The organism is Streptomyces sp. NPDC059166, from assembly GCF_042755185.1.
Lineage (GTDB): Bacteria > Actinomycetota > Actinomycetes > Streptomycetales > Streptomycetaceae > Streptomyces.
Map to the genome: position 1 here is coordinate 1 of NZ_JBHZCI010000077.1, position 10710 is coordinate 10710.

Sequence of the window (10710 nt, forward strand, 5' to 3'; positions counted from 1 at the left end):
CATCCCTAACGTTTTGGGGCCGCTCATCACTTTGCCGGCCTTTTTGGTGGTATAAATAATTTTTTCATCACAATCATTTTTTCCCCCCACGGGGCGGGGGGGCCCCCCCGGGGCCCCCCCCCGACGGAGACCCCAGCACAGCAGAGGACCTGACTGCACGAAGGGGAAGCCATGACAGCGACGACAGACGGAAGCACCGGGGCCGCGAACCTCCGCGCAGCCTCGGCCGGCGATCCGACCGAATCGATCACCGCCGCGGACGACTTGCTCACCGTCGCGCGGAGGGCCGCGGAACGCTCGGTGGAGCACCTCCTCGGCAGACAGGACGAGCAGGGCTGGTGGAAGGGCGACCTCGCCACCAACGTCACCATGGACGCGGAGGACCTGCTGCTCCGTCAGTTCCTGGGAATCCAGGACCCGGACACCGTCAAGGCCGCGGCCCGGTTCATCCGGGGCGAGCAACTCGGCGACGGCACATGGAACACCTTCTTCGAGGGGCCTCCCGACCTCTCGGCCACGATCGAGGCGTACGTCGCCCTGAGGCTGGCGGGTGACCGGCCCGACGACCCGCACATGATCCGCGCCGCCGGCTGGGTCAGGGACCAGGGAGGCATCGCCGAATCCCGGGTCTTCACCCGGATCTGGCTCGCGCTCTTCGGCTGGTGGAAGTGGGAGGACCTGCCCGAGCTCCCGCCCGAGCTGATGTTCTTCCCGAAGTGGTTCCCGCTCAACATCTACGACTTCGGGTGCTGGGCGCGTCAGACCATCGTGCCGCTGACCATCGTGTCGGCGAAGCGGCCCGTACGCCCCGCCCCCTTCACCCTCGACGAACTGCACACCGATCCCGCCTGCCCCGCGCCGCCCGGACGCAAGGCCCCCGCAGCCAGTTGGGACGGCGTCTTCCAGCGGCTCGACAAGGCGTTGCACCTCTACCACCGGGTGGCCCCGTGCAGGCTGCGCCGCATGGCCATGAACGCCGCCGCCCGCTGGATCATCGAACGGCAGGAGAACGACGGCTGCTGGGGCGGAATCCAGCCCCCCGCCGTCTACTCCGTCATCGCGCTGCACCTGCTCGGATACGACCTCGACCATCCGGTGATGCGGGAAGGGCTCGCGTCGCTGGACCGGTTCGCCGTGTGGCGGGAGGACGGTGCCCGGATGGTCGAGGCGTGCCAGTCCCCGGTGTGGGACACCTGCCTCGCCACCATCGCCCTCGCGGACGCGGGGGTCGCCCCCGACCATCCGGCGCTGGTGCGCGCGGCGGACTGGATGCTCGGCGAGGAGATCGTCCGTCCCGGCGACTGGTCCGTGCGTAAGCCCGAACTGGCCCCCGGGGGATGGGCGTTCGAGTTCCACAACACCAACTACCCCGACATCGACGACACCGCCGAAGTGGTCCTGGCCCTGCGCCGGGTGCGGCACCCCGACCCGGCCAGGGTCGAGGCCGCCATCGAACGAGGGGTCCGCTGGAACCTCGGCATGCAGTCACGCAACGGTGCGTGGGGAGCCTTCGACGCGGACAACACCAGTCCCTTCCCCAACCGGCTGCCGTTCTGCGACTTCGGAGAGGTCATCGACCCGCCCTCGGCCGACGTCACCGGGCACGTGGTGGAGATGCTCGCCGTCGAGGGCCGGGCCCACGACCCCCGGACCCGCAGGGGAGTCGAGTGGCTGCTCGCCGAACAGGAGGCGAACGGCGCCTGGTTCGGGCGATGGGGCGTCAACTACATCTACGGCACCGGTTCCGTGCTCCCCGCTCTCATCGTGGCCGGGGTGCCCTCTTCGCATCCCTCGGTCCGCAGGGCCGTCGAATGGCTGAGATCCGTGCAGAACGACGACGGAGGCTGGGGCGAGGACCTGAGGTCCTACCACGAGGAGAAGTGGATCGGGCTGGGCACCTCGACCCCCTCCCAGACCGCGTGGGCCCTCCTGGCCCTCCTGGCCGCGGGAGAGCGCGAGAGCAGGGCCGTCGAGCGAGGAGTGACCTGGCTGGCGAACACCCAGCAGGCGGACGGTTCCTGGGACGAGCCGCATTTCACCGGCACCGGCTTCCCCTGGGACTTCTCGATCAACTACCACCTCTACCGGCAGGTCTTCCCGCTCACCGCCCTCGGCCGCTACGTGCACGGAGACCCCTTCACCAGCGGGGCCTGCAGCGCCGCCGGCAACGGCAAGGGGGCCTGAACCCATGGGTGGTGCGCAGGAGCCGCCCGGTACCGCCACTCCGCTGCTGATCGCCTGTGCGCTCGGCATCGAACGCCTCGCCCTGCGCACCGGCAGGCGTGGCGGCACCCCGGGGCCCGGACCGGTCAGCGTCATCAGATCCGGTATGGGCCCCCGGGCCGCGGAGAACGCCGTCCGCGAGGCACTGGGGCTGGAGGGCGCGGGTGGCACGGCGGTCCTCGCCGCCGGCTTCTGCGCCGGACTCGAACCGGGCATGCACCCGGGCGACCTGGTGGTGGCGCAGGAGACCCGGGACCCCGGTGGCACCACGACCTGCTCGGGCACCGGGGCGATGGTCGACGCGCTGGTCAGGGCCGTTCCGGGACGCACGGTCCACACCGGTCCGCTCACCGGCTCCGGGCATGTCGTACGCGGCCCGGAGCGCGCCGCCCTCCGGGCCACCGGCGCCATCGCGGTGGACATGGAATCGGCCGCCACCCTGCGCACAGCCGTACGCACCGGGCCACGCCCCGTTGCGGCCGTACGGGTGGTCGTGGACGCTCCGGAGCATGAGCTCGTCCGTATCGGCACGGTGCGCGGTGGAATATCGGCATTCCGCGTTCTTCGTGCTGTCCTTCCGGCTTTTTATGAATGGCACCGATCTTTGCTGCTCCCCAGGAGGTGAGCCCAGATGGCCATGCCGCTCCGTCAGTCCATCAAGGTTGCGACGTATCTCTTCGAACAGAAGGTGCGCAAGCGGGAGAAGTTCCCGCTGATCGTCGAGCTGGAACCCCTGTTCGCCTGCAACCTCGCCTGCGAGGGCTGCGGGAAGATCCAGCACCCCGCCGGTGTGCTCAAGCAGCGCATGCCGGTCGCGCAGGCCGTGGGCGCCGTGCTGGAGTCCGGTGCGCCGATGGTCTCCATCGCCGGCGGGGAGCCCCTGATGCACCCGCAGATCGACGAGATCGTCCGCCAGTTGGTGGCGAAGAGGAAGTACGTCTTCCTCTGCACCAACGCCATGCTCATGCGTAAGAAGCTGGAGAAGTTCACGCCCTCGCCCTACTTCGCCTTCGCCGTGCACATCGACGGCCTGCGAGAGCGTCACGACGAGTCGGTCGCCAAGGAGGGCGTCTTCGACGAGGCGGTCGAGGCCATCAAGGAAGCCAAGCGGCGGGGCTTCCGGGTGACGACCAACTCCACGTTCTTCAACACCGACACCCCGCAGACCGTCATCGAGGTGCTGAACTACCTCAACGACGAGCTGAAGGTCGACGAGATGATGATCTCGCCGGCCTACGCCTACGAGAAGGCCCCCGACCAGGAGCACTTCCTGGGGGTCGAGCAGACCCGCGAGCTCTTCAAGAAGTCGTTCGCCGGAGGCAACCGCAGCCGCTGGCGGCTCAACCACTCACCGCTCTTCCTCGACTTCCTGGAGGGCAAGGCCGACTTCCCGTGCACGGCCTGGGCCATCCCCAACTACTCCCTCTTCGGCTGGCAGCGACCCTGCTACCTGATGAGCGACGGGTACGTCCCCACCTACCGCGAACTCATCGAGGAGACGGACTGGGACAAGTACGGCCGCGGCAAGGACCCACGCTGCGCCAACTGCATGGCGCACTGCGGCTACGAGCCCACGGCGGTACTCGCCACCATGGGGTCGCTGAAGGAGTCGCTGCGAGCGGCACGGGAGACCATCGGCGGGGGCCGGTGACGTCATGACCGCGGGGGAGAGCCGGTGGCACCGGCTCTCCCCGTCCCGCCGGCCCGGTCCGTACGGGCACGCCCCTGGCGGACGCTCCGGGGCGGGCCGCGGGCGGACGGGGGCGGGCAGGGTACCCCGGGGTGCACGGAGGGCCCGGGGACCCGCGGGTGAACCGCCAGGAGCCGATCACAGGACCAGGGAGAGGGGCCCGGAAGTGACGTTGCTGGAATCCATCAAGGGGCCGCAGGACCTCAAGGCGCTCAGCCCGGCGGAACTCGGCGGACTGGCCGAGGAGATCAGGGAGTTCCTGATCCGGACGGTGACGAGGACGGGCGGTCACCTCGGACCCAACCTCGGGGTGGTCGAACTCACGATCGCGCTCCACCGGGTGTTCGACTCGCCCGTGGACCGCGTCCTGTGGGACACCGGGCACCAGAGCTACGTGCACAAACTCCTGACGGGACGTCAGGACTTCTCCAAGCTCCGGACCAGGGGAGGGCTGTCCGGCTACCCCTCCCGCGACGAGTCCGAGCACGACGTCATCGAGAACTCCCACGCCTCCACCGTCCTCGGCTGGGCGGACGGCCTGGCCAAGGCGGACGAGGTGCTGGGCCGCAGCCGTCACGTGGTGGCCGTCGTCGGCGACGGTGCCCTCACCGGAGGCATGGCCTGGGAAGCACTCAACAACATCGCGGCGGCCCCGGACCGCCCACTGATCATCGTGGTCAACGACAACGAGCGTTCGTACGCCCCGACGATCGGCGGGCTCGCCAACCACCTGGCCACCCTCCGGACCACCGACGGCTACGAGCGCTTCCTCTCCTGGGGCAAGGAAATCCTCCAGCAGACGCCCGTCATCGGGCCGCCGCTGTACGGGTCGCTGCACGGTGCGAAGAAGGGGTTCAAGGACACCTTCGCCCCCCAGGGCCTGTTCGAGGACCTCGGACTGAAATACGTCGGCCCCGTCGACGGGCACGACACCGCCGCGGTCGAGTCCGCCCTGCACCGCGCCAAGCGGTTCCGAGGTCCGGTGCTGGTGCACTGCATCACGGAGAAGGGCCGCGGTTACGCTCCCGCTCTCGCCGACGACGCCGACCGCTTCCACACGGTCGGAAGGATGGACCCGCTGACCTGTGAGCCACTGGTCGTGCCCGCCGCGCCCTCCTGGACCTCGGTCTTCGAGGACGAGATCGCCGCGATCGGGGCCGAGCGCCCGGACGTCGTAGCGATCACCGCGGCGATGCTTCACCCCGTCGGACTGACCCGGTTCGCCCGGGAGTTCCCCGACCGGGTCTGGGACGTGGGGATCGCCGAGCAGCACGCCGCCGTGTCCGCAGCCGGACTGGCCGCCGGCGGTCTGCACCCGGTCGTGGCGATCTACGCCACGTTCCTCAACCGGGCGTTCGACCAGTTGCTGATGGATGTCGCGCTGCACAGGAGCGGGGTGACCTTCGTCCTGGACCGTGCGGGAGTCACGGGGACCGACGGGCCCTCCCACAACGGCATGTGGGACATGTCGGTGCTCCAGGTCGTCCCGGGGCTGCGCATCGCGGCACCGCGCGACGCGGAGCGGCTCCGGGAGGAGCTGCGTGAGGCCGTCGAGGTGGACGACGCGCCGACGGTCGTCCGGTTCCCGAAGGAGTCGGTGGGGGAGCCCGTCGGGGCCGTAGGACGGATCGGGGGGATGGACGTCCTGCACCAGGCCCCGGACCCGGACGTCCTGCTGGTGGCCGTCGGGGTGCTGGCCCCGCTCTGTCTGCAGGCGGCCGACCTGCTCGCGGGATCCGGCATCCGCGCCACCGTGGTCGACCCCCGATGGGTCAAGCCCGTCGACGCGCAACTGCCGGCACTCGCCGCACGCCACCGGCTGGTGGCGGTCGTGGAGGACAACATCAGGAGCGGCGGGGTCGGCTCGGCCGTGGGACTGGCGCTCAGGGACGCCGGCGTCGACGTACCGCTGCGGACGTTCGGCATCCCCGAGCAGTTCCTCACCCACGGCTCGCGCGACGAGGTGCTCGCCGAGATCGGGCTCACCCCGGTGGAGGTCGCCGGAGGGATCGGCGCGGCTCTGGAGCGCCACACGCCGGACGGGCCGCAGCACCTGCCGAAGGAGTACGGAGCATGAACGACGGACGGCCGGTCTTCGACCTGGCACGACTGCTCTCCGAGCGCGGCGGCGAGCGGTACGAGCTGCACACCCGGCACCTGAACCACCAGTTGCCGCGGATGCTCCACACCCTCGGATTCGACAAGGTCTACGAGCGGGCGGAAGGCGCGTACTTCTGGGACTCGGAGGGCAACGACTACCTCGACATGCTCGCCGGCTTCGGTGTGATGGGGCTCGGCAGGCACCACCCGGTGGTGCGGGGCGCGCTGCACGACGTCCTGGACGCCTCGCTCGCCGATCTCACCCGCTTCGACTGCCAGCCCCTGCCCGGGCTGCTCGCCGAGAAACTGCTGGCCCACAGCCCGCACCTGGACCGCGTCTTCTTCGGGAACAGCGGTACGGAGGCCGTCGAGACCGCCCTGAAGTTCGCCCGGTACGCCACGGGCAGACCCAGGATCCTCTACTGCGACCACGCCTTCCACGGCCTGACCACCGGATCGCTCTCCGTCAACGGCGAGAAGGGTTTCCGGGAGGGTTTCGCCCCTCTCCTCCCGGACACGGCCATCGCCCTGGGCGACACGGACGCGCTGCGGCGCGAGCTGCGGCGGGGCGACGTAGCCGGGCTGGTCGTCGAGCCGATCCAGGGCAAGGGGGTGAACGCCCCGCCCCCGGGCTTCCTGCGGGAGGCGCAGGACCTGCTGCACCGGCACAAGGCCCTGCTCATCGCCGACGAGGTGCAGACCGGACTCGGCCGGACCGGCGACTTCTACGCCTACCAGCACGAGGAAGGGGTCGAACCCGACCTGCTGTGCGTCGCCAAGGCCCTGTCCGGCGGGTACGTGCCGGTCGGCGCGACGCTCGGCAAGGACTGGATCTTCAAGCGCGTCTACTCCTCCATGGACCGGGTGCTGGTGCACTCCGCGAGCTTCGGGTCCAACGCCCAGGCCATGGCGGCCGGACTCGCCGTCCTCGCCGTGATGGAACAGGAGCAGACCGTCGCGAACGCCCGCCGCACCGGCGACCTGCTGCGCGAGCGCCTCGCCGCGCTGGTCGGCCGCTACGAGCTGCTGCGCGAGGTGCGAGGCCGGGGGCTGATGATCGGTATCGAGTTCGGCCGGCCCTCCTCGCTCAAGCTCCGCAGCCGGTGGGCCATGCTCCAGGCCGCCCGCAAGGGACTCTTCGCGCAGATGGTGGTGGCGCCGCTCCTGCACAAGCACCGGATCCTGACCCAGGTCTCGGGAGACCACCTCGAAGTGATCAAACTGATCCCCCCGCTGATCATCGGGGAACAGGAGGTGGACCGCTTCGTGACCGCGTTCACCGCCGTGATGGACGAGGCGCACAGCGGTGGCGGGCTGATGTGGGACTTCGGCAGGACACTGGTGAAGCAAGCCGTCGCCAACCGCTGATTTTGCCTCAAAGGCAATATATTTGCCTCGGAGGAAATGTGGTGGCCCAATGGAGGCATGAACCCTCCTGGTGCCGTCACCTCCGACGAGCTGCCCGGCATCGCACCGCGGCTGCGCGAACTGCGCCGCGGTCGCGGTCTCACACTGGAGAGCGCGGCCGGCCGGGCGGGTCTCTCGCCCGCGCACCTCTCCCGGCTCGAGACCGGCCGTCGGCAGCCCTCGCTGCCCATGCTGCTGGGACTCGCCCGCGTCTACGGTACGACCGTGTCCGAACTCCTGGGAGAGATTCCGCCGGAACGTGACGCGATCATCCGCGGGACCGGACCGGCCGAGGCCGCCCAGGTCCGGCCCGAGGCGGGAGGCTGGCTGTACCGGCAGGCCGGCGGGGCGGGCAGGGCGATGCAGGCGCTGAGGGTCCGTGTCCCGTACGGCGCCGAGGGGGATCTCGTGCGTGTCCACCCCGGCGAGGAATGGCTGTACGTCCTGGACGGCGGGCTGCGGGTGGTGCTCGGCGAGTCGGTCCACGACCTCGTACCCGGCGACAGCGCACATTTCGACTCCCTCACCCCGCACCGGATCGCGGCGCTCGACGCGGGCGGGGCGAACCTGCTCTTCGTCCACACACTGCTGCAGAGCCCGGTCGCCGAGCTGTGCCCGGGCGGCAGTGGGATGCACCGGCTCTGATCCACACACGCGCCGCACGGCGCGTGCCGTTCGCCACCGGGGCCTCACACGGCCGCGAGAGAGGACCGTCATGTCCGATTCGGAGAGCTTCGACCCACTCACCCCGCGCGGTGCCAGGGACCAGGACACGCAGGAGAGGCGCATGCCCCGCGGTGTCGTGATCCGCCTCTTCGCCTATCTGGTGGCCGGGCACGTCATCGCGGCGTTCCTGTTCCTCCTCTTCACCGTGGCGGGCGAGGGCTGATCCCGCCCACCACGGGGCCGAAGGCCTGAGGGCCGGAACTCAGGGCCTCACGCGCCTTCGACCAGGCGCTCGCGCAGCTTCTCGCGGGTCTCGGGGCCGACCTTCAGCCCTTCGAGGAAGTACCGGTCGGTGCCGCCCCAGATCTCGTCGATGGTGGCGAACGCGGCCGCGAGATAGTCGGAGTGCGCACCGAAGAGCGGATTGAGCAGCTCCATCACCTCCGCCGACATACCCGTGGCGGAGGTGTCGCTGCGCTTCACCTTGTAGCGGCGGTGGGCGTCGTTGGACTTGAGGTAGTCGGCCTCGATGGCCTCCCTCTCCACACCCACCGCGAGAAGGGTGACGGCGATCGAGAGGCCGGCCCGGTCCTTGCCCGCCGCACAGTGCATCAGGGCCGGCACGCTGTCCTCGGCCAGTGCGTGGAGCACACGGCTGTGCTCGGCGGTTCGGTCCTTGATGATCGAGCGGTAGGAGGCGACCATGCGTTCGGTGCCCTTGCCGTCGGCCAGGATCGAGCGCAGCTGCTCGATGTTGCCGTCCCGCACGAGTCGCCAGAACTCGGCGCCGTCGGCCGGGTCGGAGAGCGGAATGCTGACGTTCCGGACACCGGGCAGGTCGATGTCGAGCCCGTCGAGCTTGTGGTCGGCGGCGTTGCGGAAGTCGAAGACCGTGTGCAGGCCGAGCCCGGCGAGGAAGGCCGCGTCCGACTCGGTCGCGTGGGCGAGGTGCCCGCTGCGGTAGAGACGCCCGAAACGCACGGTGCGTCCGTCCGCGGTCGGAAGTCCGCCGACGTCGCGGAAGTTGCGGACACCGGTCAGATCGACGTCCACCGGTTCGGGACCGGCCTGCGGGACCTCTGGCAGCTGCGTCACAAGGGCTCCTGGGGTGTCGGGCGCCGGCGCCGCTCGCCGACGGGGGCACGCTCGCGACGATACGACATGGGTGCATCGGGCAACCTCCTCGGTGCGCCCGGCTTCACTCCGTTCCCCTATGTCGGGTCCGGTCTATTGGTAGCGACATGTCCGTATTGAAGTATTTAGTCGAACATGCCCCTCCTGTGCGGCACATGGCGGGTGATGGGTGAGCGGGATCATATCCGTGACGGTGTGTGGTGAATGTGCGCAAGGGAATTGCTGACGCCGCACGGAAATTCAAGATCTTCAATCCACGGAGTGTGACGGCATTTCCGGGCGGGAAATGAAGTCTGCTTTCTGTTCCGCAATCCGGAGCTTGTTCACGGTGTGCGGGCTCGCTTAACGTCACGGTCAATCCGAGCGGAACGCCTAATCCTGCCGCCGCCCGGAATCCGAACCGACTCACGTGTGGCAGGAGCGGGGGAACCAGGCAAGCCGCCGTCCGGGGGGATCCGGGCGGCTAGGGGTCAAGTCGCGTACCGCGGCCGGGCATCTCCAGTCCGAACCCGACAGCTCACCTCGCAGGCGCCGGAGAGGAATTCCCCCATGCCCGCACGAGGCAAGCACCGTCGCAGGAAGACCGGCCCGATATCCCGAGGCGTCCTCGCCGCAGGGACGGGCGGCGCCGTTCTCGCCCTCCCGCTGATCGGCGCCACCGGCGCCCACGCCGCCGAGCAGTCCGCGCCGGCCGTGAAGTCCGCCGCGACGCACGGCGCCCCCGCGTCCGCGGCCAAGAAGGCTCCCAGGACCTACTCCGTGGTCGCCGGGGACTACCTGGCCAAGATCGCCGTCAAGGAGAAGATCAAGGGCGGCTGGCACAAGCTGTACAAGGACAACCGTGAGGTCGTCGGCGAGAACCCGAGCCTGATCCGCCCGGGCATGAAGCTGACCCTCGGGGCGAAGGCGTCCGCGCCCGCCGCGAAGTCCACCGAGGCCACGCCTTCCGCGGCGAAGGCAGCGGCACCCGCCGCCGAGCGGCAGGCTCCGGCCGAGGAGACCCCTGCCGCGGGCACCTCCGAGAGCAACGCCTCCGGCTACACCGCGCCGGTCGAGAACCCCGAGGTCACGACCCAGTACCGTGCTTCCGGCGCCAGCTGGTCCAGCGGCTACCACACCGGCTCCGACTTCCGGGCGGCCTCCGGCACCAGCGTCCGGTCCATCGGCCCGGGCACCGTGGTCTCCGCCGGCTGGAGCGGCTCCTACGGCAACGAGGTCGTCATCCAGCACAGCGACGGCATGTACTCCCAGTACGCGCACCTGTCCTCCCTCGAGGTCTCCGCCGGGCAGACCGTGACCGGCGGAGAGCAGATCGGCCTCTCCGGTTCCACCGGCAACTCCACCGGCCCGCACCTCCACTTCGAGGTCCGGACCGGGCCGAGCTACGGCTCGGACGTCGACCCGATCGCCTACCTGCGTTCGCACGGCGTCGCCATCTGAGTCGCGCCACCTGAGAGCAGGGGGGAGGGCGGTGCGCTGCGGCGCACCGC

At 69.9% G+C, this 10710-nt stretch carries 9 protein-coding genes and 1 riboswitch; of the genes, 8 read left to right on the forward strand and 1 reads right to left on the reverse strand.

Annotated features, from left to right (window positions below):
* Positions 1–171 precede the first annotated feature (171 nt).
* The 7 genes from shc to ACFXOA_RS31760 all read left to right on the forward strand — a co-directional run bounded on the left by shc (position 172) and on the right by ACFXOA_RS31760 (position 8309).
* Positions 172–2184, forward strand: a complete 2013-nt coding sequence (gene shc, locus ACFXOA_RS31730; RefSeq protein WP_385035556.1) for a squalene--hopene cyclase — start codon at positions 172–174, stop codon at positions 2182–2184.
* 4 nt (positions 2185–2188) lie between these two features.
* A complete protein-coding gene (locus ACFXOA_RS31735) occupies positions 2189–2848 on the forward strand; it encodes a 1-hydroxy-2-methyl-2-butenyl 4-diphosphate reductase (RefSeq protein ID WP_385035558.1) in 660 nt (219 codons plus the stop codon).
* Positions 2849–2854: 6 nt separating this feature from the next.
* Entirely contained in the window at positions 2855–3874 is a 1020-nt protein-coding gene (hpnH, locus tag ACFXOA_RS31740) for an adenosyl-hopene transferase HpnH (protein WP_385035560.1), read from the forward strand.
* Positions 3875–4079: 205 nt separating this feature from the next.
* Complete coding sequence (gene dxs, locus ACFXOA_RS31745; RefSeq protein ID WP_385035562.1) at positions 4080–5990, forward strand: 1-deoxy-D-xylulose-5-phosphate synthase; 1911 nt, start codon at positions 4080–4082, stop codon at positions 5988–5990.
* Positions 5987–7381 carry an aspartate aminotransferase family protein gene (locus ACFXOA_RS31750; RefSeq protein ID WP_385035564.1) on the forward strand — a complete coding sequence of 465 codons (1395 nt, stop codon included), beginning with the start codon at positions 5987–5989 and terminating at the stop codon, positions 7379–7381. Before dxs ends, ACFXOA_RS31750 begins: the two co-directional genes overlap by 4 nt.
* Positions 7382–7438: 57 nt before the next feature.
* The gene (locus tag ACFXOA_RS31755; protein ID WP_385035566.1) at positions 7439–8065 is read left to right on the forward strand and encodes a helix-turn-helix domain-containing protein; all 627 of its coding nucleotides are present in this window, start codon (positions 7439–7441) and stop codon (positions 8063–8065) included.
* Positions 8066–8135: 70 nt separating this feature from the next.
* Entirely contained in the window at positions 8136–8309 is a 174-nt protein-coding gene (locus ACFXOA_RS31760) for a DUF6126 family protein (protein WP_385035568.1), read from the forward strand.
* Between the two features lie 47 nt (positions 8310–8356).
* Here the strand turns inward: ACFXOA_RS31760 and ACFXOA_RS31765 are convergent, their stop codons facing one another.
* Positions 8357–9181 (reverse strand): tyrosine-protein phosphatase, encoded by an 825-nt coding sequence (locus ACFXOA_RS31765; RefSeq protein ID WP_385035570.1) that lies wholly within the window; start codon positions 9179–9181, stop codon positions 8357–8359.
* Positions 9182–9608: 427 nt separating this feature from the next.
* A riboswitch (cyclic di-AMP (ydaO/yuaA leader) is annotated at positions 9609–9764 on the forward strand.
* Between the two features lie 5 nt (positions 9765–9769).
* On the opposite strand from ACFXOA_RS31765, the gene ACFXOA_RS31770 reads away from it, so the two are divergent.
* Positions 9770–10660, forward strand: coding sequence for a peptidoglycan DD-metalloendopeptidase family protein (locus ACFXOA_RS31770; RefSeq protein WP_385035572.1), 891 nt, complete (start codon positions 9770–9772; stop codon positions 10658–10660).
* Positions 10661–10710 lie beyond the last annotated feature (50 nt).

Coding starts and splice junctions, on each gene's coding strand:
- ACFXOA_RS31735 (WP_385035558.1), top strand. CDS start 2,189: ATGGGTGGTGCGCAGGAGCCGCCCGGTACCGCCACTCCGCTGCTGATC.
- ACFXOA_RS31755 (WP_385035566.1), top strand. CDS start 7,439: ATGAACCCTCCTGGTGCCGTCACCTCCGACGAGCTGCCCGGCATCGCA.
- hpnH (WP_385035560.1), top strand. CDS start 2,855: ATGGCCATGCCGCTCCGTCAGTCCATCAAGGTTGCGACGTATCTCTTC.
- ACFXOA_RS31770 (WP_385035572.1), top strand. CDS start 9,770: ATGCCCGCACGAGGCAAGCACCGTCGCAGGAAGACCGGCCCGATATCC.
- ACFXOA_RS31760 (WP_385035568.1), top strand. CDS start 8,136: ATGTCCGATTCGGAGAGCTTCGACCCACTCACCCCGCGCGGTGCCAGG.
- ACFXOA_RS31750 (WP_385035564.1), top strand. CDS start 5,987: ATGAACGACGGACGGCCGGTCTTCGACCTGGCACGACTGCTCTCCGAG.
- shc (WP_385035556.1), top strand. CDS start 172: ATGACAGCGACGACAGACGGAAGCACCGGGGCCGCGAACCTCCGCGCA.